This is a genomic window from Streptomyces sp. NPDC086777 (genome assembly GCF_040702065.1).
In the GTDB taxonomy this organism is placed as follows: domain Bacteria; phylum Actinomycetota; class Actinomycetes; order Streptomycetales; family Streptomycetaceae; genus Streptomyces.
This window is the reverse complement of sequence record NZ_JBFBJI010000063.1, coordinates 1-25692: the sequence shown is the minus strand read 5'-3', so window position 1 is coordinate 25692 and position 25692 is coordinate 1. Positions and strand designations below refer to the sequence as shown.

Here is a 25692-nt window from a genome sequence, read left to right as displayed (position 1 = left end):
GCGCCACCCACGCGGCGCCGCGCGGCGCCGGCTCAGCGCACCCGGCCCCGTGGCCTCAGCCGTGCCGGCGGGAGTTCGGGGTCAGCCAGCCGCGCTCCTGCGCGAGCAGCGCGATCTGGAAGTGGTTGCGCGCGCCCAACGCCGTGCCGATGTCACTGATGTCCTTCTGCACGGTGCGCCGGCTCACCCCCAGCGTGCGGGCGATCGTCTCCTGCTTCATGCCGAGCGAGAGCAGTCGCAGCACCTCGCGGGTCCGCGGGTTCGGCGTGTCGGCGGCGGGCGCCGGCGGCACCGCGCGACCCTGCTGTCCCCAGGGCACCCCGTGCCCCCACAGGCTCTCGAACAGCGCCGCCAGCACGTGCAGCAGCGTCGGGGAGTGCACCAGCAGTGAGCCCGCCGCCGCGTCGTCCCGTCGCAGCGGCATGATCGCGGTGGTGCCGTCGAAGATCACCAGCTTCATCGGCAGGCCGCTGGACAGCCGCACCTCGCCGCCGATCTCGACGCCACGGCGCGCGGTCTCCAGCGACACCTCGTCGGTGAGGGTGTCGCTGTCGTACACCGACCGGAAAACCACCCCCGTACGGATCGCCGCCGACTGCACGGCCAGCCTGTCCGGCACCCCGTCGTCAGCCGCCACGTACGGCGGCATCACCAGGTGCAGCACCTCGTGCCGGGCCGCCCGCAGCTGATGGACGTAGCGCGCGGTGACCCGTTCCTGGGTGTCGAGGATCTCGAACTGGTCCGACGCGAAACGGTGGTTGGTCACCGAGATGTGCACCTCGTGCAGCAGCTCGGCGTGGGTCTCCAGACTCGCCAGCTCATCGCGACGGCGGGCCAGGAGGCTGCCGAGCGCAGGGCGCGGCGGGCTGGCGCTCCAGCGGGCCCCGTGCCCGCTGACCCGGACGGCGAGGAGTTCGGACTCCAGCAGCCGAAGGGCCCGCGTGGCCGCGGATGTCGACGTGCCCAGGGCCGCCGCCACCTCGGCGGGAGCCGTCTCCGGGTGCCCGACCAGGTACTCCAGGACCCGCCCCGCCAGCGGCGGCAGCCCCAGGCCGCTCCAAGGGATCTGCGGGATCTGCGGTACCTGCGGCTCCGCGGCCATCGGGCGGCCCCTGCTGTCGTTCACCGGTGGGAATGCGGTGATCCTAACCCCGCGCCCTCGCGCGCCGGTCCGGCGGGGGAGCGCTCCCACGGCGCCGTGACCCGGCCCGCAAAGCGGCACTGTCCGGGGCATCGGGTGGCCAACTGCCCTCCGGCGTGCGGTTCCTGCGTCGCGCTAAAGCGCAACTGCGCTCAACCGCACCGGCATTGCCTTGTCCCGGTCGGCACACCCGCCGCAAGGTGATCAGCAACCTTCCGCCGGGAACCCTGGTACACCCTCACGCCGGGCCCAGGACCCCCGGGTTCGCGGTGGCAGGCACTGGCAGAGCTTCCCGCACGCAGACGGACCCGCACCCGCGCCGCCCCCGAAGTCCTTTCGCGCAAGGAGCACGTTGATGCACCGACATGTCAGTTGGGCAGCCGCAGCGCTGGCCCTGCTGGTCCCCCTGGTGGCGGCCGGCCCGGTCGCCGCCGCCGACCACCCCACGCCGGTCGCGCCCGCGACGCACAGCCTCACCCTCGCCGACGGCTCGAAGGTGGTCTGGGCCGACAACGGCACCGGCACCCTCACCGACCCGCAGGGTCGCACCCGCGCCTTCCCCATGCCGCGCTCGGCCGGCCGCACCGGACTCGGGGCCACCATCACGCCCCCCACCACCGCGATCACCGCCCGCGCTCAGGCAAGCCGGGCCGCCTCGTACACCCTCGGCACGAAACAGGGCGCCGCCGCCCAGCAGGCACCCGTCCAGCCGATGAACACCGGTCCCGTCAAGCTGCCCGCCGCCGCGAAGACCGCGCTGCGGCAGGACGCGCGCAAGGCCCCCCAGCCCGGCTCGACCACCGGCCACCTGCCCGCCAACGACGGCCTGAGCACGTCGTTCCAGTCCTACCTCAACGCCCAGGGCGTGAACGTCGCCGGCGCCTTCGCGGACACGGCCACCTACCTGCACGCCCTGCCCGGCGCCGGGCAGATCGTCACCAACGTCTCCGTCGGTGACCTCACCGACCAGTCGATGGCCGACGACGGTGACGACTACGTACGCGCGTACGGCCCCACCACCGTCGTCCACAACGGCCGGCGCTACCTCGACGAGCCGTCGATGCCGCTCATCCCGACCTACACGGCTGACAACGATGGCAACCTGAACCCGCTCGGCTCGACCGAGGGGCAGGATCCGAACCTCGGCGAGGTGCTCCTCGACTTCTCGATGATGGCCCCGCTCCCGCACGACCAGCAGCGCCCCGGCGCCACCGGCAGCGGCGCCACCGACCTGCTCGGCATAGCACCCGGCGCCCAGTACCGCCTGGTCGTACCGCAGGAGGCCAGCTACGAGGGCATCGCCGCAGCCCTGAAGGCCGCCGCGAACCAGAAGCCCCGGCCGAACGTCATCACCGCCAGCCTCGGCTTCGGCACCGACGAGGGGATCGGCTTCCCCGGCCGTTACCTGGAGGACGACCCGACGATCCGGGCCACTGTGACCTCCATCGTGAAGTCCGGCATCGCCGTGGTCGTCTCCTCCAACGACGGCACCCGGCTCGCCCTGCCCGTCTCCGTCGGCCCCGACGGCGGCAGCACCCCCACCGACACCACCACCAGGGCGAGCGCCCAGACCGACATCGACGACGTGGAGCCCACCACCACGCCCTCGAAGGTGGTGGACAGCGGCGTCATCGCGGCCGGCGCCACCACCACCGACGACACGCTGAGCTCCGCCGACACCCGGCAGGGCGTCTACCCGACGACCCGCTACAACGGCTCGGCCGCCTACTCCTCCGGTTTCGGCACCCGCGTGGACCTCGCCGCCCCCGGCGACGACCTGCCGTCCCTGATGCACGTCTGCACCTCGAACCCGTGCTCCGCGCAGGACGTCGAGGTCGTGCTCAACGGCGGCACCTCCGCCTCGGCGCCCGAGATCGCCGCCGCCGTCGCCGACGTGCTCCAGGCCGCCGAGGCCACCCACCAGAGCCTGACCCCACGCCAGGTCCGCGACCTGCTGGTGTCCACCGGCAACCCGATCGCCCAGCCGCCGCAGGCCGACCAGCCGCTCACCATGGGCACCCAGCTCGACGTCACCGCCGCCGTGGAGAAGGTCCTCGCCAAGCGCTACCACATCGCGCCCGAGCCCGTCCGGCTCTCCGTCGCCCAGCGGCAGCTGCTGCCCACCGGCGCCGGCACCGCCTTCACCGAGGCCACCGACCCCGCCGGGATCGACCTGGCCGGGCCCGCCGACGGCAACGGCACGCCGTCGGGCCAGAACGCCGTCTCGCCGATCACCCTCGGCCTGGACATGACCGGCGACCGCAGCGGCCTGACCTACCGGGTCCAGGTCGGCGGCGCCTCCTTCACCACCGGCCAGCCGAGCCTGCGCCTGACGCCCGCCCAGATCCTGGGCGCGGCCCACCTCCCGCTCGCCTCCGAAACCGCCCGCAGCGTGCCCGTCACCTTCCAGGCGCTGCGCGGCGGCAAGGTCGTCGGGCAGCTCTCGCAGAAGCTGACCTTCCTCGCCGACGACGCCACCTACGCCCAGGCGCTCGCCCCCGCCGTCCCCGGCGCCACGCCGCTCGGCCGACCGGTCACCGTCTCCTACGACCTGACCGGCGTGCGCGGCCTGGACAGCCCCCGCCTGGTGCTCTCCTCCGTCGGCCACTACACCCCGAGAGCGGCCGTGGACGACTTCAACGTCCAGTGGTCCGCCCCGCTCACCGCGACCAAGGGCACCGTGACGATCCCCGCGTCCGCCTTCACCGCGGGCGGCGCCGGACTCTACGGCGTCGGCATCGAACAGGCCGACCTCTTCGGGGTGCTGCCGGTCTACGGCGACTTCCGCGCCCTGCGGATCGGCCCCGCCGCCGACCAGCGGCCGGCCGCCCCGCTGCTGACCACCCCCGGCTACACCGCCGCGCACGCCGCCGACACCGTCCGCAACGCCCCCAAAGCGACCGTCAGCTGGGACGCCGGTGGAGTGTCCGGCGCGGACGGTGCCGAGTTCGAGGTGATGTCACCCGGGCCGACGCTCTACGGCTCGCTGAACACCGCCACCAACCAGAACGGCAGCCGCCGCGACGACGACGGCTTCAACCACGCCTCCACGCTCACCGTCAAGCTGCCCTCGGTGAAGGGCCACACCGTGCTCGACCTCGCCGCCCTCAAACTGCCCACCGGGCTGCAGTTCCCGGTGCGGGTGCTGGCCACCCGGCACGGCTCACCGATCGGCCAGGCCTCCCCGACGTCCTTCCTGCAGTACCGCGACGGCGACGAGCTGACCGGCACCATCGAGAGCTTCACCGTCTCCGGCGGCAAGGCGCTGATCTCCACCGACGCCTTCTCGTACACCGGTGGCAGCGAGACATACCACCTGGACCGCTCGGCCACCACCGGCTACGCCCTGGCCACCGGCACCGCGGGCGGGTCCCTCGCCGAGTCCACCGACGGGCAGACCATGCAGGAGGTGCTCGGCACCGACCCGGCCAGCGGTCACGCCCTGATCATCCACACCCCGTTCGCCGGCACCACCGCCGAGATCGACGTGGAGAACCCCGCCACCGGCGCTCCCGTGAAGGTCACCGCTCTGTCCGACCTGATCACCGGCAGCGGCTACCTGGAGGGCGGCACGGTGGATGCCGCCCGCCACCGCGGCCTGGTCACCACCTACGAGCCCGACAGCGGGCTGAGTCGCCTGTGGCCGGTCGACATGACCACCGGGCAGGTCGGCACGCCGCTGGCGCTCAACCCGCACAACCTCTACCGCTCCTACAACAGCGTCTCGGTGGACGCCTCCACCGGCGAGGCGTTCGTCGCCACCGGCGGCACCATGGGTCCGTGCCTGTCCGGCCGCGTCCCCTACGGCGCGGTCGGCGTGGACTTCACCACCGGCACCGTCACCGCCGTCACCTCGATGCCGCTGTGCGTCTCGGCGCTGCTGCCCGACGGCAAGGGCGACAAGCTCTACGGGGTCGTGGGCGCCGCCCAGCCCGACCCCGAGGGCGGCAACTTCCCCACCAGCACCTGGCTGACCGCCGACCAGAAGACGCTCACCACCACGGCAACGGCCGACACCGGCACCCGCGGCCCGCTCTGGCCGGCCCTGGACACCACCCACCGGATCGCCGTGGAGGCGAGCCTGTACGAGAACGGAGTGGAGACCGACAACAACGCCATGAGCGAGATCACCGTGCTCGACCCGGCGACCGGCACCGTGCTGGCCCGACACCCGGTGGCCAACCTCGTGAACTCCACCGTCGCCGGCTCCAACTTCGACTTCACCGGCCGCCAGGGACTCTTCCTCTCCCCGGGCACCCGCACCGGATGGGTCGTGAACGGCTGGGGCACGGGCCTGGAGCAGTTCTCCTACTGACGCCCGCACCGGGCGTGCCGTGAAACACACAGCGGAGCCCCGCCCTCAAAGCGGGGCTCCGCCTTCACGACCCGCCGTGCCCGGTTACTCGCGCGGGCGGGGGGTGTTTCACCTCGCCCGGTGCCGTGTACGGCGGTCTGTGACACGCCGGCTCAGCGCACCCGGGCCCGTTGGCTTCAGCCGTGCCGGCGGGAGTTCGGGGGCGGGCAGGGGCGCTCCGTCGTACCCCTTCACCTCCCCGAACCGGGTTCCGCTCGTCCAGTCCTCCTGGGCCCGCTCGATGTCCTCCTGGGTACGCCCGACGAAGTTCCACCACATACCACGGAGTCGGCGGTTCTTCCCAGGTCAGGGGCGTCGAAGACCCTCGGGCGTCAGCAAGAGGTCAGCATCGGACGCCGAGGAGTCAGCACCACATGGCGGCACGCGCCCTCGCCCGCGGCATGGGCACCTTCTTCAAGGACTGCGAGCACCCTGAGTCCCGTTGGCCGAAGTGCCCGCACGAGTACGAGGTCCGGTGCCGCAGCGCGGCGGGCAAGCAGACGGAGGAGTCCGGTTCCGCGACTCAGGACAAGGCGATCGCGCGTTTGACGGAGGTCCACAACCAGAAGAAGGCGGCGCCGCAGTCCCGGTCGAAGGCGGAGCGCGTCCAGAAGTACGGGAAGATGCGGTTCTCCCAGGCCGACCGGGCGTTCACGGGAAGGCGACTCCCGTCTCCTCCACGATTTCACGGAGGACCGGGTCCGCCCGGCCGAGGAGCTCAGAGGATGAGCTGTTGCGCCCCTGCGAGGGGCTTCCTGGGCGGGGTGCACCCGGACGTGGTCAGCTCTTGCTGAGACGGGGGCCGTCGTCGGCGCGCAGGACTGCAAGGCGGCGTCGGTATTCGTCCTCGTCGATCTCCCCGCGGGCGAAGCGTTCGGCGAGGAGTCGCTCGGGCGTCGGCCCGGTCGGCGGAGCGGTGGCGGTCGCCCCGCTGCCGGTCGACCGGGACAGTGCCCGGAACAGCAGGACGCCGACGGCGACCAGTGCGGCCCAGAAGAGGATCATGCCGACCGACATGGCCATCCAGCTCCATCCACCGGGGTCATGCCCGTACCAGAGCATCACGGTCACTCACTTCCTCGCGGCTACACGACGAGGGTCTTCTCGTCCGTGGTTCACCGCGGTCCTTGTGTCTCCAGGATGGGCCCCGTCCGCCTGCCGGTCATGGGCCGGAGGGCCCTTCCGCCCGGGACGTTGGTCCTCGGCGCCCAGGGTCGTCCCGCACCATGGAGGGGAGCAGCGCCCCCGGACCGGCCGCGGTCGTCTCCTCCGCGGTGCGGGTGCGGCCGGAGCTCGGAGCGGGTGCCCGGCGTACTCGTGCCGCCGGCCCGATGTCGATCGCGGGTGGGTCGTGCAGCGTGTTGTGGACGGTGCAGTGCGCGGCGCCTGTGCTCCGTGGCAGGGGAGGTACCGGCGGCAGCCGGCTGTCCGTCCTGGTCGGGCGTTCGTGAGCGGGCGCCCGGACCGCGGTCGTCACTGGAAGGCGGCGTGGATCTCCTGTTCGGTGGCGGCGTGGGAGACGACGAGGAGTTCGTCGCCGGGCTGGAGCCGCATCTCGGGAGCCGGGACAGTGGGCTGACCGTCGCGGATGACGGTCGCGATGACGGCGCCCGCGGGCAGGCGGATCCCGGCGAGCGTACGGCCCACGGCGCTGGATTCCGACGTGATGGTGGTCTCGATGACGTCGACGCCCGCCTTGCTCAGCCGCAGCAGGGCGACGGTGTCGGTGGCGCCGGTGGCCTCCTCGATGAGGGAGATCAGGGGAGTGGCCGCGGGGACCGCGGTGTCCACCCCCCAGCTCTGGTCGAACAACCAGGTGTTCTCCGCGTCGTTGACACGGGCCGCGACGCGCGGAACGGTGAACTGCCGCTTGGCCAGGAGGCTGATGACGAGGTTGTCCTCGTCCTCGCCGGTGGCCGCGACGACCAGGTCGGCGGTGAGTGCCCCGGCCTCCTCCAGGAAGGCCGGCTCGCAGGCGTCCCCGGCCAGCAGGCGCACGGGGAGATGGCCGTCGAGTTCGGCGACGCGGTCCTCGTCGACGTCGACGAGGGTGACGTCGTTGCGGGCGGCGGCGAGGACCTGGGCGATCTGGGTGCCCAGGCGTCCGGCGCCGGCGATGAGAGCCCTCATGTCCCCAACTCCCTGTCCAGGAAGCCGCGCAAACGCCCGAGTGCGGTGGCGGCGACGGCGAAGGTGACCAGGTCTCCGGGCTCGGCCGGGGTGCCGCGGCCGGGCACCAGCGAGCGACCCGCGCGCGTGACCTCCACGACACGGATCTCACCGTCGACGTCGCATTCGGTCAGGCGCCGCCCGGTGAGATGGTCGGGCAGCTGCGAACGGACCAGCAGCGTCTCGCCGTTGCCGAAGGTGAGTTCGGGCGTGAGATGGCGGTGCAGCAGCGCCCGGTGGATCTCGTGCACGGTCCAGCGGACACTGGCGACGGTGGGGATCCCGAGCTCGCGGTAGATGTCGGCGCGGCGGGGGTCGTAGATACGGGCGAGGACGATCGGCACCCGGTACGAGTCCTTGGCCGTCCGCGCGCTGACGATGTTGCTGTTGTCGCCCGAGGTGACGGCGACGAACGCGTCCGCGTGCTCGATCCCGGCTGCTTCGAGCACGGTTCGGCTGTATGCGTTGCCCTCGTGGAACTGACCCGGGAATCCGGTGGGAAGGCGTCGGCGGGTCCGGGCGGACCGGTCGACGATCCGCACGTCATGGCCTTCGGCGACGAGCCGGGTCGCGAGTGCGGAGCCCACCCGGCCGCAGCCCGCGATGATCACTCTCATCGTGCTTCTCCTTTCGGACGGGTCGCCCGGGGGCGCCGCAGCCACCACTTGCGGGCTTCCTCCGCGACGAGCAGCAGCGCGCCGAAAGCCGCGAGGACCGCCCAGTCGGACGCGGCCAGCGGAGCCGTATTGAAGAGGGACTGGAGCGGGGGCAGGTAGCTGATCGCCGCCATCAGGGCGATGCCGAAGCCGCCGGCGGCCAGCAGCCAGGGGTTGGACAGCAGCCCGACCCGGAACACGCTCTGGCGGTCGGTGCGCACCGCGAGCGCGTTGAAGAACTGGCTGACCACGATGCCTGCCTGGACCATGGTGATCGCTTCCCGGTAGACGAGGTCGTGCTTGGTGAAGTCCGAGTACGGGACTCCGGAGGCGTGGATGTGCCAGAAGAACACGGCGGTCACGCCCAGGGCCTGGATGCCGCCGAGGAAGAGGATGCGTCCCATCACGGCGGTCGAGAAGAGCCGCTCGCGCCGGGACCGCGGGGGGCGGTCCATGACGTCGGATTCCGGTGGCTCGGCGCCGAGCGCGAGCGCGGGCAGGACGTCGGAGCCGAGGTCGATGGCGAGGATCTGCACCGCGCTGATCGGCACCAGGGGGAACCCGGCGAAGGTCGCGGCCAGGATGGGGACGAGCTCGGCGATGTTGTGGCTGAACAGGTAGATCAGGAACTTGCGGATGTTCTGGTAGACGGACCGGCCGAGCCTGACCGCCGCGGCGATGGAGGCGAACGAGTCGTCCAGCAGTACCATCACCGCGGCCTCCCGGGCCACATCGGTGCCCGAGGCGCCCATCGCGACACCGATGTCGGCGTGCTTGAGAGCGGGCGCGTCGTTGGCGCCGTCGCCGGTCACGGCGACGACCTCACCGCGTCGCTGGAACGCGCTGACCACGCGCATCTTGTGTTCCGGGCTGACCCGGCACATCAGCAGCTCGCCGGGGACGGCCAGCAGCCGGTCCAGGGCGTCGTCGTCCAGAGCGTCGAGCCGGTCACCGGTCACCACGGTCGGTGCGGGTCCGGTGACGATACCCACCCGGCGGGCGACGGCCTCCGCGGTCAGCGGGTGGTCCCCGGTGACCATCACGATACGGATACCGGCCCGTCGGCAGGCGGCGACAGCGTCGCTGACCTCGGGCCGTGGCGGGTCGAGCATGCCCACGAGCCCCAGGAGCGTCAGCTCCGACTCCGCTTCCTCCTGGGCCGGGCGGGGGCCCGACACGGGACGCCACGCGGCGGCCAGCACGCGGAGCCCCTGCGACGCCAGCTCGTCGTTCGCGGCGATGACGGCGGCGCGGAGTCCCTCGTTCAGCGGGCGCCGCTCTCCGCCCCAGTCGATCGTCGTGCAGCGGGCGAGCAGCTCCTGCGGCGCGCCCTTGACGTAGGTGCGGTAGCCGCGGCCGGCGTCACCGTGCACCGTGCTCATCAGCTTGCGGACCGAGTCGAAGGGGTACTCCGCCACCCGCGGGGCGGCGGCCTCCTCCACGGCCCGGTCGAGTCCCGCCTTGGCCGCCGCCACGAGTAGCGCGCCTTCGGTGGTGTCGCCGAGCACCCGCCAGCCCCGGAACTCCGCCGGGGCCGACGTCCCCGCGTCGGCCGAGGGCGGGAGCAGCCGGGCGTTGGAGCACAGCGCGGACGCCCGCAGCAGGTCCCGCACCAGTGGGGGGTCGGCCACTTCGCCCTCGGGCGCGTACCCCACCCCCGACACCGGGTGCCGGACACCGCCGGCCCACGCCTGTACGACGGTCATCTCGGCCTGGGTGAGCGTTCCGGTCTTGTCCGTGCACACGACAGTGGTGGACCCCAGCGCCTCCACCGCGAGCAGCTGTTTGACCAGCGCGTGCCGACGGGCCATGCGTCGTACCCCGATGGCCAGCGACACCGACAGCGTCGCGGGCAGCCCCTCGGGCACGAGGGCGACCATCACCCCCAGGGAGAACACGAAGGTCTCGACGAACGGCTGCCCGGCAGGCAGCCGCACCGCGAACAGGGCGGCTCCGATCGCCAGCGCCGCTCCCGCCACCCGCCGGGCCATCGAGGCCACCTGGAGCTGCAGCGGGGTCTTCTGGCGTGTCGCCGAGGAGGCGAGCCGGAAGATCCCGCCGAACTCGGTCGCCGCGCCGGTGGCGAACACCACGGCCTTCGCGGAGCCCGCCACGACGTCGGTGCCCATGAACAGGCAGTTGCGCGCCTCCAGCACCGGACCTGCGGGCACGGGGTCGGCGGTACGGGCGACGGCGTCGCTCTCCCCGGTCAGCGCCGCGTTGTTGACCGAGACCTCGTGTGCCTCGACGAGGCGGCAGTCCGCGGGTACCGCATCCCCGGCCTCCAGGACGATGACGTCCCCGGGGGAGAGGTCCCGCGCGGGCAGTTCCTGCCGCTCGCCGTCGCGCAGCACCCGGCAGGTGTGCGGCACCATCGCCTGCAGGGACTCCGCCGTTCGCTCCGCGGAGTACTCCTGGGCGAAGCCGATGCCCGCGTTCAGTACGACCACACCCGCGATCGCCACGGCCAGTTGCAGGGTGCCCACCTCGCGGGGCTCCTGGAGTCCGTAGGCCAGGAAGGTGATCGCCGACGCGATGAGCAGGACGACCGCGAAGAGGTCGGTGAACTGCCCGGCCAGCTCCCGCCACAGGCTCCTGCGCCGGGCGGGCGGCAGTTCGTTGGGCCCGAACCGGGCCCGGCGCGCCGCCGCGTCCGCCGAAGTGAGGCCCCGAGCGGAGGCGTCCAGTGCGGTGAACACCTCCCGCGCGGCCAGCGTCTGTACCGGGGGGCCGGGTGTCCGGGACGGGAGTGTCTGCTCCGCGCCCCCGGTCGCGGTCGTCACCACGGGAACTCCGGTGTCCACGGCCGAGCGGTTCGGCCGCTGTACGAACCGGGCCGCCGGCGCGGGCGCTGTCCTCGAACCGCCCGGGGGGAGCGGGACCCGCTCATGACCGACACCTCCTGTGGTGGACGCCGTGATCGTCCGGGCATGCTCGGTGCCCCGGCGGCCGAGACAGCCGTCCGCCGGGTTCGGGAATGTGCGCACGTCCCACCGGCGCTGTTCCCGGGCCGGGCCATTCCTGACGGCCCGGCCCGTCTCACCTCGCCGGGCGCTCGCCGGTCTCCGGCTGCTCCAGGTGGGAGGCGAGGACGGCGGCCTGGACCCGGCGCTGTACGCCCAGCTTGGCCAGCAGCCGGGAGATGTGGTTCTTGACGGTCTTCTCCGACAGGTAGAGCCGCTTGCCGATCTCGCGGTTGGTCAGCCCGTCGCCGATCAGCGCGAGGATGTCCCTTTCACGAGGTGAGAGGCCCGCGATCTCCGACGGCACGGCGGGGCCGTCCGCGGGTTCCGCCCGCAGCGAGCGCATCAGGCGGGCCGTGGTGGCGGGATCCAGCATCGACTGGCCCGAGGCCACCGTGCGCACCGCGGAGACCAGGTCTGAGCCCTTGATCTGCTTGAGGACATAGCCTGACGCTCCGGCCATGATCGCGTCGAGCAGGGCCTCCTCGTCGTCGAACGAGGTGAGCATGAGGCAGGCCAGCTCCGGCATCTGGTCGCGCAGCTCCCGGCAGACCGTGATGCCGTTGCCGTCCGGCAGCCGTACGTCCAGGACGGCGACGTCGGGGCGCAGCGCCGGGCCCCGCGCGAGCGCGTGGTCGACGGTGCCGGCGTCGCCGACCACCGAGATGTCCGGCTCGGAGTCGAGCAGGTCGGCCAGGCCACGGCGGACGACCTCGTGGTCGTCGAGCAGAAACACGCGAATCGGGTTCTGCTCGCTGAAAGTGCGTGACTCCGGCATGGTGACCTCTCGTTCCCCGATGGAGGACAGACTCGGGGCTGCCCTTGTCGCCGATCATCACGTGCCCGGATCGAATGTGCTAGGGCCGACCGGCCCAACCCGCCCGGAGTGTCCCCGCGGGTTCACTCGGAGCCGACGGTCCCGGCGCCGTCCGAGGAAGTCTCCTTCGGCTCGGCCGGACCGCCGCGGCGCGCGAGGTCGAAGTCCACGTCCACGACGCCCTCGACGGCACGGACCAGCCGTGCCGCCACCGGTACCAGACAGGTGTCCCGGGCCCGGCCGACGAGCTTCACGCGGCCGTCCGACACGTCCACGCGCACATTCGACTCCGGCATGGGGAACAGGTAGGAGACGACCTCGCGCCGTACCTCTTCGGCGATCTCCTCGTCGGTGCGGAGGAAGACCTTGAGGAGGTCGGCACGGCTGACGACGCCTTCGAGCATGCCCACGGCATCCACCACGGGAAGCCGCTTGACCTTCGCCCGGGCCATGGTCCGGGCGGCCTGGGCGAGCGTGGCGTCGGGGTGGACGGTGAGGGCGGGGGAGGTCATGAGTTCCTCCGCGGTCACCGCGCCGGCCTTCCTCAGATCGGAGAGACGACGCAGTTGCGTGTACCTGTCGGGGTCGCTGTCGCGGAACTCCTCCTTGTGCAGCAGATCGGCCTCGGAGACGACGCCGACGACGCGGTTCTCGCCCTCGACGACGGGCAGGGCGCTGACCTTCCAGTCCTGCATCAGCCGCACGATCTCCTTGAAGGTCGCTTCGCGACCGACCGCGGCGACCGTGTGGGTCATGACATCGCTGACGATGTGCGGCGTGCCGTGCATGGTCACTCCTTCGTCCTGTGCCGGGGCGGGTCAGACAGCGCTGCCGGCGCCGTGCGGGGCGTACAGGTCCACAAGCCGCGTCCTGGCCGCGCGGAGACGGTGAGCGAGCACCTGACCGACCCACTGGCTGACGTCGTTGCCCAGCGCCGGGTCGTCCTGGCACATGGACCGGACGGCCGTGCCGTCGAACTCGTAGGCCCGTACGGGTGTGGTCGTCTCGGCGCCCAAGTGCCAGAAGTGCGGGGCGAAGAGCCAGGACCAGCCGACCAGTTCGTTGTGCCCGAGGTTCTCGATGACGGCCGCGCGGTGACCGGGCACCGGCAGGTCGAGTCCGATGCTGCCGGTGCGGATGATCCAGAAGCGGTCGGCGCGTCCGCCTTCCTCGAACAGGCGGGTCCCCTGGGGGATGGACACCTCGCGGGCGACACGCATGAGCCGCTCGCGGTGTTCGACGGACAGCGAGAGCGCCATGGCGGGGGTGGGCGAAGCGGTCATGGCCTGCCTCCGGGTGAATGCGTGAACTTCCGGGGCCAGCGTGTGTCCACGGTCTCCGGGCGGGCCATGGGCCGCCCGGTCCACTGATCGGTCTGTTCGGTACCGCAGAGGGAATTTCGGTACGGCGCCGAAGTACGCCGCCAGGGGCGGTGCGTCTGTCCTCCGGCCCCGCGGTGGAGGCGACGGCTGATCGTCTTCCGGTCGCGGGATCTCGGGCCGCCGAAGCCCCCGGGTGCCGACGACCCCTCGGAGCGGCCCACACGACCCGCGTCCCAGGCCGGTTGGGCTGCACGGACCTTCAGGACCGGGACCTTCGGGAACCGCGCGGGACCGGATGGCCGCTGCCCCGATCCGGCATGGCGCAGAAGCATCGTTCGTGGCCGCGGCATTCGCAGCGACCTGCATCCACCGCGTCTCCAGCGACTTGCACAAGGAGCACATCCATGTCCAGGACCACGACCAGTGGTGAGCGAGCGGCGCCCAAGGCCGCTCTCGGGCTGCCCGCCGCGTCCGCACTCGTGATCGGCAGCATCATCGGCACCGGAGTCTTCGCCCTGCCCTCGGCCCTCGCCTCCTACGGGCCGATCTCCCTGGTCGCCTTCGTCGCCGTGACCCTGGGCGCGCTGGCGCTCGCGTCGACCTTCGGTTCCCTGTCGAAGCGGCTCCCGGCGAGCGGCGGACCGTACGTCTACGCCAGGGAGGCCTTCGGCGAGTTCGTGGGCTTCCTGAACGCCTGGTCGTACTGGATCACCGCATGGGCCGGCAACGCGGCGATCGTCGTGGCCTGGGTCGGCTACGTCGAGGTCTTCGTGAACACCGGCCACAAGACGTGGATCTCCGTGACCCTCGCGCTGGTCGGACTCTGGATACCCGCGGCGATCAACCTCACCGGAGTCCGCAACATCGGCGCGTTCCAGGTGATCACGACCGTGCTGAAGTTCATCCCGTTGATCTTCATGGCCAGCATCGGGCTGTTCTTCGTCGACCCCGACAACTTCGGTGCCTTCAACGCCAGCGGTCAGTCGGCGCTGGGCGCGATCTCCGCGGCGGGGGCCATCGCCCTGTTCAGCTACCTCGGGCTGGAGGCCGCCTCGGTGGTCGCCGGCCGGGTGCGTGACCCGGAGCGGAACGTGCCCCGTGCCACCGTGTACGGCACGCTCGTCTGCGCCGTCATCTACATCCTGGGCACCCTGGCCGTCTTCGGCACCGTCTCGCACGCCGAACTGGGTTCCTCCACCGCGCCGTTCACCGACGCCGCCAACAACATCTTCGGCGGCACCTGGGCCGGGAACGCCGTCGCCGTCGCCGCGATCGTGTCCGGCATCGGCGCGCTCAACGGCTGGACGATGCTGTGCGCGGAGATGCCGTACGCCGCCGCCCGCGACGGTCTCTTCCCCGACGCGTTCGCCAAGCTCCGCGGGCGGAACGGCGTGCCGGCCTTCGGCATCGTCGCCTCCACCGTGCTGGCCTCGCTGATCACCGTGTTCAGCTACACCCGCTTCGAGGACGTCTTCACCAAGATCGTGCTGCTGAGTGTGGTCACCGCGGTGATCCCGTACCTTTTCTCCGCCGCCGCGCAGCTGTACTGGCTGCTGGTGCGCGGGCGGGAGAGCCTCAGTCCGCGTCGACTGGCCCGGGACGTGACCGTCGCCGCCGTCGCGATGGCCTTCTCCTACTGGTCGATCCAGGGCAGCGGCTACCAAACCGTCTACTACGGCCTGTTCGTGCTGCTGCTGGGCCTGCCGGTCTACGTCTGGCTGAAGCGGAGCCAGGGCACCTACGGCGAAGCGAACGCGGCGATCCCCGCCGCCCGCGCCCCGCGCGAAGAGCGAGCCCCCGAGACAGCGGTCCCGGCGCCGGTCAAGCGGATCTCCCGGGGGCTGGGCACCAACCGAATCGGCGGCCCACGCAAGGGGAACGCCCACCGCCACCAGGACTGACCGCAGTCACCTGGGCAGACAGAGCCTCCCGGCCCGAGGCCGCCGCGCACCCCACGCCAGAGGAACCAAAGCCATGAACACGTTTCACGTCGACTCCGAGGTCGGCCGCCTTCGCCAGGTGATCCTGCACCGCCCCGGCCTCGAACTCGCCCGCCTCACCCCGCGCAACGTCGACGCCCTGCTCTTCGACGACATCCTGTGGGCCAAGCGGGCCCGCGAGGAACACGACGCCTTCGCGCAGGTGCTGCGCGACCATGGGGCGCGCGTCAACTACTTCGCCGACCTGCTCGCCCAGACCCTCGACACCCCCGAGGCCCGCGAATGGCTCCTGGACCGGGTCGTCACCCCGGCCGGCGTCGGCCCCGCCCTCGTCGACCCCGTGCGTGAACTCTGCGCCGAGCTCGACGGGGAGACGCTCGCCGGCTACCTGATCGGCGGCATCCTCAAGAGCGACCTGCCGCTCGCGCCCCCGCACAGCCTGGTCTGGAACGCCCTCGACGCGGACGACTTCGCGCTCACCCCGCTGCCCAACCACCTCTTCCCGCGCGACAACTCGTGCTGGATCTACGACCGGCTGTCGGTCAACCCGATGGCCAAGCTCGCCCGCCGCCGGGAGAGCCTGCATGCCGAGGCCGTCTACCGCTTCCACCCGATGTTCGCGGGCGTCGCCCCCGAACCGCTCCTGGACGGTGCGGTCGGCACCCTGGAGGGCGGTGACGTGCACGTCCTCGGCAACGGCGCCGTCATGGTCGGCATGGGCGAGCGCACCACCGCCCAGGCCGTGGAGAACCTGGCCGCTCGGCTGTTCGCCGACGGCACCGCGAACCGGCTGATCGCCGTCCAACTGCCCGCCGCCCGCGCCTTCATGCACCTCGACACGGTGCTGACCATGGTCGACCGGGACGCCTTCGCGATCTACCCCGGACTCGCCGACTCACTGCGCTCCTGGACGCTGCTGCCCAGCGACACCCGCGAGACCGGCTTCGACGTCACCGCCGACTCCGACCTGGCCACCGCCCTGGCGGAGGCCCTGGACCTGGACAAGGTCCGGATGCTCTCCGCGCCGCAGGACATCCGCGGGGCCGAACGCGAGCAGTGGGACGACGGCAGCAACTTCCTCGCCGTCGCCCCGGGGGTCGTCATCGGCTACGAGCGCAACGTCACCACCAACACCTACCTGCGCAAGCAGGGCATCGAGATCGTCACCATCGCCGGCGCCGAACTCGGCCGCGGCCGGGGCGGACCGCGCTGCATGAGCTGCCCCATCGACCGCGCCCCGGCCAACTGAACGAGCGAGGGGAACACACACCATGACCGTCGACCTGCGAGGCCGCTCCTACCTGAGCGAACTCGACTTCACCGCCGCCGAGATCCACCACCTGCTCACCCTCGCCGCCCACCTCAAGGCCGAGAAGCGCACCCGCACCGAGCGGCCCCGGCTCACCGGCCGGCACCTCGCGCTGATCTTCGAGAAGACCTCCACCCGCACCCGCTGCGCCTTCGAGGTCGCAGCCGCCGACCAGGGCGCCCACACCACCTACCTCGGCCCCGGCGACACGCACATCGGCGGCAAGGAGTCGATCGCCGACACCGCACACGTGCTCGGCCGTATGTTCGACGCCATCGAGTACCGGGGCTCCGACCAGGCACTCATCACCGAACTCGCCGACCGCTCCGGAGTCCCCGTCTACAACGGCCTCACCGACACCGCCCACCCCACCCAGAGCCTGTGCGACGTCCTGACCATGCACGAACACAGCCGCAAGCCCCTGCAGGACATCGCCTACTGCTACCTCGGCGATGCCCGCAACAACATGGGCAACTCGCTGCTGTCCATGGGTGCGCTGCTCGGCATGGACGTCCGGATCGCCGCCCCTCGTCAACTGTGGCCGGACGGCGAACTTGTCGCCCGGTGCCGTGAGCTCGCCGAGCACAGCGGAGTCCGGATCCTGCTCACCGAGGACGTCGAGACCGCGGTACGGGGCGCCGACTTCCTGCACACCGACGTGTGGGTCTCCATGGGCGAGCCCGCCGACACCTGGCGGGAACGCATCGAACTGCTGCTCCCGTACCAGGTCAGCGACAAGACCCTTGCCCTCACCGGCAACCCGGACGTGAAGTTCATGCACTGCCTGCCGGCCCTGCACGACCGCGGCACCCGCCTGGGCCGGGACCTCTACGACACCCATGGCCTGGACGGCCTGGAGGTCACCGACGAGGTCTTCTCGTCCCCGGCGTCGATCGTCTTCGACCAGGCGGAGAACCGGCTGCACACCATCAAGGCCGTGCTCGTCGCCACCCTGGAGGACTGAGCCATGCGTATCGTCGTCGCCCTCGGCGGCAACGCCCTGCTGCGCCGGGGCGACCGCCCCGACGCGGCCGTCCAGCAGGAGAACGTCGACCGGGTCGTCACCGCCCTGGCCGCCCTCAGTCACGAAAACGAACTGGTCGTCACCCACGGCAACGGCCCCCAGATCGGCCTGCTCGCCATGGAGAGCGCGGCCGACCCGGCACTGACCACCCCCTACCCGCTCGACATGCTGGGCGCCGAGACCCAGGGCATGATCGGCGCCCTTCTGGCCCGAGCCCTGCACAACGCGCTGCCCGGCCGCCGCATCGCCACCCTGGTCACCCACACCCTGGTCCGGGCCGACGACCCGGCCTTCGAGCACCCCACCAAGTTCGTCGGCCAGGTCTACGGCCAGGACGTCGCCAAGACCCTCGCCCGGCACCGCGGCTGGCGCATGGGGCTGGACGGCAAGGGCTGGCGCCGCGTCGTGCCCTCCCCGTCCCCGCAGGGCGTCGTCGAGACCGAGACCCTCCACGAACTCCTCGACGGCGGCACGCTGGTGATCTGCGCCGGCGGCGGAGGCATCCCCGTCACCGCCGACCCGGACACCGGGGCTCTCACCGGCGTCGAGGCGGTCGTCGACAAGGACCTCACGGCCGCCCTGCTCGCCGAGGAGCTGAAGGCCGACTTCCTCCTCATCCTCACCGACGTGCCCTGCGTGTACGAGGGTTACGGCACCCCGGACCAGCGACCGGTGCTCGACGCCACCCCGGCCCAACTGCGCGGCGCCGGCTTCCCCGAGGGATCCATGGGGCCCAAGGCGGAGGCGGCCGCCCGCTTCGTGGAGCGGACCGGGGGACTGGCCGCCATCGGCGCCCTGGACGCGGCGTACGAGATCGTCCACGCCCGGTCGGGCACCTTGATCCGTCCCGACCTCGCGGCCGGCTGACGTACCGGAGCGGGAGAGCGGCCGGGGCGTCCGGCCCACGGCACCAGGGCCGGTCGGCCCGCCCACGGGCACTGCCCGGCACTCCCCGTGACGACCACGGACGACAAGCATCGAACTGCAGGACATGTGCGAACCGAGGAGAGACGGCGATGACCACAACCGTGACAGTCGGCGACCAGGTCACCGAGGCCTGGCGAGGGTTCGCCGGGACCACCTGGCGCGACCGGATCGACGTGCGCGACTTCATCCAGGGCAACTACACCCCGTACGAGGGCGGCCCGGAGTTCCTGAGCGGCCCCACCGACCGGACCCGTGCGGTCTGGGGGAAGGTCAGCTCGCTGTTTCCGGAGGAACGCCATCGTGGCATCCTCGACGTCGACACCGCCACCCCCTCGACCATCACCTCGCACGCGCCCGGATACATCGACCGCGACCGCGAACTGATCGTCGGCCTCCAGACGGACGCACCGCTCAAGCGCGCCATCATGCCGAACGGGGGCCTGCGGATGGTGGAGAACGGGCTGCGCGCGTACGGCTACGAGCCGGACCCGTTCGTGACCCGGGTCTTCGGCACCTACCGCAAGACCCACAACGACGGGGTCTTCGACGCCTACACCCCCGAGATGCGCGCCGCCCGCAAGGCCGGCGTCATCACCGGACTGCCCGACGCCTACGGCCGGGGCCGGATCATCGGCGACTACCGGCGCGTCGCGCTCTACGGCACGGACCGGTTGATCGAGGCCAAGAAGGCCGAGCGGGCCCAGCTCGACGCCTGCGGGTCCGGCGCCGAGGTCATCCGAGACCGGGAGGAACTCTCCGAGCAGGTAAGGGCGTTGGGCGAGCTGACCCAGATGGCGGCCGGCTACGGCTGTGACGTCTCCCGGCCCGCCGCCACCGCACACGAGGCCGTGCAGTGGCTCTACCTCGGCTACCTGGCCGCCGTGAAGGAGCAGAACGGCGCCGCGATGTCGCTCGGCCGTACCTCCACCTTCCTCGACGTCTACCTCCAACGGGACCTGGCGGACGGGATCCTCGACGAGACGGGCGCCCAGGAGCTGATCGACGACTTCGTGATCAAACTGCGGATCGTCCGGTTCCTGCGTACCCCCGAGTACGACGCCCTGTTCTCCGGAGACCCGACCTGGGTGACGGAGTCCATCGGCGGCATGGGCGCCGACGGCCGCACCCTGGTCACCCGCACCTCCTTCCGGTTCCTGCAGACCCTGTACAACCTCGGCCCCGCCCCCGAACCCAACCTGACCGTCCTCTGGTCGCCCCGGCTGCCCGCAGGCTTCAAGGAGTTCTGCGCGCGGGTGTCGATCGACACCAGTGCCGTCCAGTACGAGTCCGACGAACTGATGCGCCCCCGCACCGGCGACGACACCGCGATCGCCTGCTGCGTGTCGGCGATGCAGGTCGGCCGGCAGATGCAGTTCTTCGGCGCCCGGGTCAACCTCGCCAAGGCCCTGCTGTACGCGATCAACGGCGGCCGCGACGAGATGACCGGCGAACAAGTGGCCCCCGCCGCACCCCCGTTGACCGGTGAGTACCTCGACCACGAGGAACTCGCCGCGGCCTACGACCACGTCCTGGACTGGCTGGCCCGGACCTACGTCAACGCCCTCAACGTCATCCACTACATGCACGACAAGTACGCCTACGAACGCGTCGAGATGGCCCTGCACGACTACCCCGTGCACCGTTTCATGGCGTGCGGCATCGCCGGCCTCTCGGTCGCCGCGGACAGCCTGTCCGCGGTGAGGTACGCGCGGGTGAAGGTGTCCCGGGACGCCACCGGACTCGCCGTCGGCTTCCGCACCGAGGGTGACTTCCCGGCGTACGGCAACAACGACGACCGCGCCGACGACATCGCCGTCGGCCTCGTGGAGACCTTTATGGCGAAGGTCCGCCAGTACCCCACCTACCGAGGCGCCGAACACACCCAGTCGGTCCTCACCATCACCTCCAACGTCGTCTACGGCAAGCACACCGGCAACACCCCCGACGGCCGCCGTGCCGGACAGCCCTTCGCCCCCGGCGCCAACCCGATGAACGGCCGCGACCGCCACGGCGTCGCCGCCTCCGCCCTCTCGGTCGCCAAACTCCCCTACGAGCAGGCCCGCGACGGCATCTCCCTGACCACGACCATCACGCCCGAGGGCCTGGGCCACAACCCGGCCGAACGCGCGGGCCACCTGGTCGGCATCCTCGACGCCTACACGGCGGCGGGCGGCTTCCACATGAACGTCAACGTCCTCGACCGCACCACCCTGGAAGACGCCATGGAGCACCCGGACAAGTACCCCGACCTGACCATCCGGGTCTCCGGATACGCCGTCAACTTCGTCCGGCTGACCCGCGAGCAGCAGCTCGACGTGATCAGCCGCACATTCCACGGTTCGCTGTGAGCACGATGACCCGCGGCCGGATCCACTCCTGGGACCTGTCCACCGGCGTGGACGGTCCCGGGACCCGGTTCGTCCTCTTCGTCTCCGGCTGCCCGTTGCGCTGCCTGTACTGCGCCAACCCCGACACCTGGCACATGCGCGACGGCAGGGAGGCGACCGTCGACGAGGTGATGACGGAGATCGAGAAGTACCGCGCGTTCATCACCACGGCCGGCGGCGGAGTCACCCTCACCGGCGGCGAACCACTCCTCCAGCCCGCCTTCACCGGCGAGATCCTGCGCCGCTGCAAGGAGGCCGGCCTGCACACCGCCCTCGACACCTCGGGCTTCCTCGGCGCCCGTGCCACCGACGAACTCCTCGCCCACACCGACCTGGTCCTGCTGGACATCAAGTCCTTCGACGTCCCGACCTACCGTCGGCTGACGGGCGGAGAACTCGCCCCCACCCTGAACTTCGCCACCCGTCTCGACCGTCTCGGCGTCCCGATGTGGATCCGGTACGTCCTGGTTCCTGGCTGGACCGACGACCTGCCGCGCGTGGACGCCCTGGCCCGTTTCGTCGCGGGCCTCGGCACGGCCGAGCGGGTGGACGTCCTGCCCTTCCACAAACTCGGCGCCGCCAAGTACGACGCCCTGGGGATCCCCTTCCCGTTGCGCGACAATCCGGTCCCCGACTCCGACCTGACTGAGGACGTCCGCGCCCGCTTCCGGGAGCACGGCGTCGCCGCCTACTGACCGCAGGTCCCAACAGGCCTTGGGGACAGGGACGTTCAGCCCCATGGCGACAGACCTTCGGCATCCGGCGGTGTCCGGTGCGCGGCACGAGAGTAAGTGACGTCAGGCAACGCCCCCCGAACGCCCCGAAGGGAATCACGATCATGGCCGTGCACGAGCACCCGCACCGGACTTCCGGCTTCCACCTGCCGTCGTTCCGCAGGGCCCGGACCGCATCCGCATCCGAGCCGGCCGTGTCGGAGGTCACCGACACGCACACCGCGCAGGCCTACGCCTTCGCGTCCCTGCGCCTGCTCACCGGGTTCGTCTTCCTGTGGGCGTTCCTCGACAAGACCTTCGGCTTCGGCTACGCCACCCCGTCCGGCAAGGGCTGGATCGACGGCGGCTCGCCCACCAAGGGCTTCCTCGGCTCCGTCGCCGCCGGGCCGATGGAGTCCACCTTCCACTCCTGGGCCGGCGACACCTGGGCCGACTGGTTGTTCATGCTGGGACTGCTCGGTATCGGCCTCGCTCTGGTCGCGGGGGTCGCGCTGCGGCTCGTCGCCGTCGCGGGCACCGTGATGATGGCGCTGATGTGGATCGCCGAGTGGCCACCCGCCAAGCACCTCTCCGACGGCTCGCCGAGCATGTCCGCCAACCCGTTCGTCGACTACCACGTCATCTACGCGGTCGCCCTGATCGTCCTGGCTGCCGTCGCCGCGGGCAACGCCCTGGGCCTCGGCCGGCTCTGGGCCGAGCTGCCGGTCGTCCGCGACCACGGCTGGCTGCGCTGACCGACGAGACGCGGTGGGCCGCCTCGGTCCACCGCGCTGTGCCGCACAGGGGACGGCCGGACCCGAATAGGGACCAGTGGCCCCTGCCCGAAAACACCCCCGAAGACGACGCTGGAATCGCGTCCCCGGCCCCAGGAGGCAGAGACCATGCATGGAACCATCACGATCGGCCTCGACGGATCACCGGAGAGCCGGGCCGCCGCGGAATGGGCAGCCCGTGAGGCGAAGCTGCGCGGCCTGGCCCTGAAGATCGTCCATGTCTGGGAGCCGGTGCCCGACCCGATGGCGCAGGCGCCGCTGGTCGGGGCCGAGACCCAGCAGCACTGGACCGCACGAATACCGCGCGAAGCCGCCGACGGGCTCCGCCGGCGCCACCCCGGCGTCGGGGTGACCGTCGAGCAACTGTCGGGCACGCCCGGTGACGTGCTCGCCGAGGCGGCGAAGGACACCGAACTGCTCGTTCTCGGCTCACGCGGCTTGGGCGGCATCGGCGGCTTCGTGATCGGCTCCGTCGGACTGAGCGCCGTGGCCCGCACCGGGCGACCCGTGGTCCTGGTCAGGGCCGGGGAACAGGCCGTCGACGAGCATGAGACGGACCCGGCGGGAGTCCCCTCCGCCGCGGCGCCCTTCCGGCCCGTCGTCCTGGGCCTGGACACCGACCACCCCGACGACACGCTGGTCGAATTCGCATTCGAGGCCGCAAAGCTCCGCGCCACTTCCCTGCGTGTGGTGCACGGCTGGTTCCCGCCGTCGTACTACGCGTACGGGATGCCCGTGAATCCGCCCCTGCACGAAGCGCTCTCCCTGAGCGAGCAGGAGGCACTCGCCGAGGTGCTGCGCCCCTGGCGGCAGAAGTACCCGGACGTCGAGGTCGTGGAGGAGTCCCACTACGGCAGCGCCGCCGTGCTCCTCGTCGACGCGGCACAGACGGCGTCCCTCGTGGTCGTCGGCCGACGCATCCGGCGCAATCCCCTCGGCACCCACATCGGCCATGTCACGCACGCCGTGCTGCACCACTCCACTGCCCCCGTCGCCGTCGTCCCCCACGACTGACCCCCCGACACTCCGAGGAGAGAACCACCATGAAGGCAGCGGTCGTACGAGCCTTCGGCGAGCCCCTGATCATCGAGGAGCGCCCCGACCCCGAGCCCGGCCCCGGGCAGGTCCGGATCCGTGTCGAGGCCTCCGGGCTGTGCCACACCGACATCCACGCCGCGCACGGCGACTGGCCCGTCAGGCCGAACCCGCCGTTCGTCCCCGGACACGAGGGCGTCGGACTCGTCGAGGAGCTCGGCGAGGGCGTCACCCACCTGGCCGTCGGCCAGCGGGTGGCGGTGCCCTGGCTGGGCAAGGCCTGCGGGCGGTGCGAGCACTGCCTGTCCGGCTGGGAGACGCTGTGCGAACAGCAGATCAACACCGGCTACGGCTGCGACGGCGGGCACGCCGAGAAAATGCTGGCCTGGGCCGACTTCGCCCAGCCCGTGCCCGACAGCGTCAGCGCCGTCGACGCCGCCCCCCTGACCTGCGCCGGCGTGACGACGTACAAGGCGCTCAAGGTCGCCGGGGTCCGACCCACCCAGCTCGTCGCGATCTCCGGGATCGGCGGGCTCGGCCACCTCGCCGTGCAGTACGCGAAGATCGCCGGAGCCACGGTGGCGGCCATCGACGTCACCGACGAGAAGCTCGAACTCGCCACCGCGCTCGGCGCCGACCTCGTCATCGACGCCCGCAAGGACGACGTCGGCGAGGTCCTCAAGCGGCACGGAGGAGCGCATGCCGCGATCGCGCTCGCAGTGAACGACGCCGCCTTCGAGGCCGCCAACTCCGGCCTGCGGCGCGGCGGCAAGCTGGTCATGGTCGCGCTGCCCGCGCACGGCACGGTCCGCGTCCCGATCTTCGACGCCGTCCTGAACGGCACGAGCGTCATCGGCTCGATCGTCGGCACCCGCCAGGACCTCGCCGAGGTCTTCCAGCTGCACGCCGCCGGACAGACCCAGGTGATCTGCGAGACCCGCCCCCTGACCTCCGTGAACGAGTCCATCGACGATGTGCTGCGCGGCGAGGTAAAGGCCCGGATCGTCTTCGACATGAGCGCGGTGCGGTGATGACGATGGACCTCCCACTCGTCGTCGGCGTCGACGGCTCCGAGCCCAGCCTCCGGGCCGTCGACTGGGCGGCCGACGAGGCCGCCCTGCGCGGGGCGCCGCTGCGGCTGGTGTACGCCTCTCTCTGGGAGCGGTACGAGGGTTCCTCGCTGGCCAAGGACCTGGGCAAGCCGTCCGAGCAGGTCATGGCCGAGGACATCGTCCGGGCCGGCGCACAGCGGGCCCACCTGCGCCAGAGCGGTGTCAAGATCTCCACCGAAGTGCTGCCGGAGGAACCCGAGTACGCGCTGGTGCATGAGAGCCGCAGCGCCTCCGCGCTGGTGCTCGGCACCCGTGGTCGCAGTGGTTTCGTCGACATGCTGCTCGGCTCGGTCAGCCTGGCCGTCGCCGCCCACGCGGCCTGCCCGGTGATCGTGCTGCGCGGCAGTCACGACAACCAGGTCCGTGCGGGAGACCACGGCCACGTCGTCCTGGGCGTCGGTGAGCACGGGACGGATTCCGCCGCCCTGCGCTTCGCCGTCCAGGAGGCGAGGCTGCGCGGCGCGACCCTGGACGCCGTACGGGCCTGGCGGTGCCCGGCCCACGAGACCACCGACCACCCCCTGCTCGCCGGTGAACCCGCGCGGCTGCACGAACAGCACGCCGCCGAGGTCCTCGCGGACGCGCTGAAGGACGCCCCTGCCGGCGTGAAGGTGCGTCCGCGTACGGTCGAGGGCCCGGCCCGTCGACTGCTCCTGGCCGCCTCCCACGAGGCCGACCTGCTGGTGGTCGGCGCCCGGCGCAACCCGGAGCACCTCGGACTCCAACTGGGGCGCGTCGCACATGCGGTGCTGCACCACTCCGCCTGCCCGGTGGCCGTCGTACCCGAACAGGCGTGAGCGCGATGGCCGGCTGCTCAGCGACCCGCCGCCTTCTCGCCGACCGTGCCGCTTCGGCCACCCGCTGAACTCTTCGCCCGCCAGGGCCCCTTGGCGGCCTTCACAACGACGACTTCCGGAGTGTCATCCATGTCCACGGTCGAACACCAGGACGCCACCGTACTGTCCGACGAGGAATTGCGCACCCTGGACGCGCACTGGCGGGCCGCCAACTACCTGGCGGCGGGCCAGA

General features: G+C 71.6%; 20 protein-coding genes and 1 pseudogene. 11 read left to right on the top strand and 10 right to left on the bottom strand.

All coding sequences use genetic code 11. The features are described 5' to 3' along the window. Positions 1-55 precede the first annotated feature (55 nt). Positions 56-1126, bottom strand: a complete 1071-nt coding sequence (locus AB0472_RS43870; RefSeq protein WP_366365098.1) for an HTH domain-containing protein — start codon at positions 1124-1126, stop codon at positions 56-58. 370 nt (positions 1127-1496) lie between these two features. On the opposite strand from AB0472_RS43870, the gene AB0472_RS43865 reads away from it, so the two are divergent. Beyond that, positions 1497-5456 (top strand): S8 family serine peptidase, encoded by a 3960-nt coding sequence (locus AB0472_RS43865; protein WP_366365097.1) that lies wholly within the window; start codon positions 1497-1499, stop codon positions 5454-5456. Positions 5457-5564: 108 nt separating this feature from the next. Here the strand turns inward: AB0472_RS43865 and AB0472_RS43860 are convergent. The 9 genes and pseudogenes from AB0472_RS43860 to AB0472_RS43820 all read right to left on the bottom strand — a co-directional run. Beyond that, positions 5565-5774: pseudogene (locus tag AB0472_RS43860) on the bottom strand (hypothetical protein); the annotation flags it as partial. Positions 5775-6018: 244 nt separating this feature from the next. Continuing rightward, on the bottom strand, positions 6019-6150 hold the full coding sequence (locus AB0472_RS43855; protein WP_366365096.1) for a hypothetical protein: 132 nt from the start codon (positions 6148-6150) through the stop codon (positions 6019-6021). Between the two features lie 125 nt (positions 6151-6275). Then, a complete protein-coding gene (locus AB0472_RS43850) occupies positions 6276-6518 on the bottom strand; it encodes an SHOCT domain-containing protein (RefSeq protein WP_366365094.1) in 243 nt (80 codons plus the stop codon). A 450-nt stretch (positions 6519-6968) separates the two neighbouring features. Further along, positions 6969-7625, bottom strand: a complete 657-nt coding sequence (locus AB0472_RS43845) for a TrkA family potassium uptake protein (protein WP_366365093.1) — start codon at positions 7623-7625, stop codon at positions 6969-6971. Continuing rightward, on the bottom strand, positions 7622-8281 hold the full coding sequence (locus AB0472_RS43840; protein ID WP_366365091.1) for a TrkA family potassium uptake protein: 660 nt from the start codon (positions 8279-8281) through the stop codon (positions 7622-7624). Before AB0472_RS43840 ends, AB0472_RS43845 begins: the two co-directional genes overlap by 4 nt. Continuing rightward, entirely contained in the window at positions 8278-11106 is a 2829-nt protein-coding gene (locus AB0472_RS43835; protein WP_366365090.1) for a cation-transporting P-type ATPase, read from the bottom strand. Before AB0472_RS43835 ends, AB0472_RS43840 begins: the two co-directional genes overlap by 4 nt. A 253-nt stretch (positions 11107-11359) precedes the next feature. Then, positions 11360-12061 carry a response regulator transcription factor gene (locus AB0472_RS43830; RefSeq protein WP_366365088.1) on the bottom strand — a complete coding sequence of 234 codons (702 nt, stop codon included), beginning with the start codon at positions 12059-12061 and terminating at the stop codon, positions 11360-11362. Between the two features lie 122 nt (positions 12062-12183). After that, the gene (locus tag AB0472_RS43825; protein WP_366365086.1) at positions 12184-12888 is read right to left on the bottom strand and encodes a CBS domain-containing protein; all 705 of its coding nucleotides are present in this window, start codon (positions 12886-12888) and stop codon (positions 12184-12186) included. A 30-nt stretch (positions 12889-12918) separates the two neighbouring features. Beyond that, complete coding sequence (locus AB0472_RS43820; protein ID WP_366365084.1) at positions 12919-13383, bottom strand: cyclic nucleotide-binding domain-containing protein; 465 nt, start codon at positions 13381-13383, stop codon at positions 12919-12921. A 443-nt stretch (positions 13384-13826) separates the two neighbouring features. On the opposite strand from AB0472_RS43820, the gene AB0472_RS43815 reads away from it, so the two are divergent. The 10 genes from AB0472_RS43815 (at position 13827) to AB0472_RS43770 (ending at position 25460) form a co-directional block, all read left to right on the top strand. Further along, positions 13827-15323 (top strand): amino acid permease, encoded by a 1497-nt coding sequence (locus tag AB0472_RS43815; protein ID WP_366365082.1) that lies wholly within the window; start codon positions 13827-13829, stop codon positions 15321-15323. 73 nt (positions 15324-15396) lie between these two features. Further along, on the top strand, positions 15397-16611 hold the full coding sequence (locus AB0472_RS43810; RefSeq protein ID WP_366365081.1) for an arginine deiminase: 1215 nt from the start codon (positions 15397-15399) through the stop codon (positions 16609-16611). A 22-nt stretch (positions 16612-16633) separates the two neighbouring features. After that, the gene (gene argF, locus AB0472_RS43805) at positions 16634-17635 is read left to right on the top strand and encodes an ornithine carbamoyltransferase (protein WP_366365079.1); all 1002 of its coding nucleotides are present in this window, start codon (positions 16634-16636) and stop codon (positions 17633-17635) included. A gap of 3 nt (positions 17636-17638) precedes the next feature. Further along, the gene (locus AB0472_RS43800) at positions 17639-18562 is read left to right on the top strand and encodes a carbamate kinase (protein WP_366365078.1); all 924 of its coding nucleotides are present in this window, start codon (positions 17639-17641) and stop codon (positions 18560-18562) included. Positions 18563-18711: 149 nt separating this feature from the next. Further along, positions 18712-20970, top strand: a complete 2259-nt coding sequence (gene pflB / locus AB0472_RS43795; protein WP_366365077.1) for a formate C-acetyltransferase — start codon at positions 18712-18714, stop codon at positions 20968-20970. 5 nt (positions 20971-20975) lie between these two features. Beyond that, the gene (gene pflA / locus AB0472_RS43790; RefSeq protein WP_366365113.1) at positions 20976-21704 is read left to right on the top strand and encodes a pyruvate formate-lyase-activating protein; all 729 of its coding nucleotides are present in this window, start codon (positions 20976-20978) and stop codon (positions 21702-21704) included. A gap of 143 nt (positions 21705-21847) precedes the next feature. Beyond that, a complete protein-coding gene (locus AB0472_RS43785) occupies positions 21848-22477 on the top strand; it encodes a hypothetical protein (protein ID WP_366365075.1) in 630 nt (209 codons plus the stop codon). Positions 22478-22624: 147 nt separating this feature from the next. Continuing rightward, positions 22625-23530: a universal stress protein gene (locus AB0472_RS43780; RefSeq protein WP_366365074.1), complete on the top strand. Its 906-nt coding sequence runs from the start codon at positions 22625-22627 to the stop codon at positions 23528-23530. 29 nt (positions 23531-23559) lie between these two features. Continuing rightward, positions 23560-24582: a zinc-dependent alcohol dehydrogenase gene (locus AB0472_RS43775; protein WP_366365073.1), complete on the top strand. Its 1023-nt coding sequence runs from the start codon at positions 23560-23562 to the stop codon at positions 24580-24582. 5 nt (positions 24583-24587) lie between these two features. After that, positions 24588-25460, top strand: a complete 873-nt coding sequence (locus AB0472_RS43770; protein ID WP_366365112.1) for a universal stress protein — start codon at positions 24588-24590, stop codon at positions 25458-25460. Positions 25461-25692: the final 232 nt, after the last annotated feature.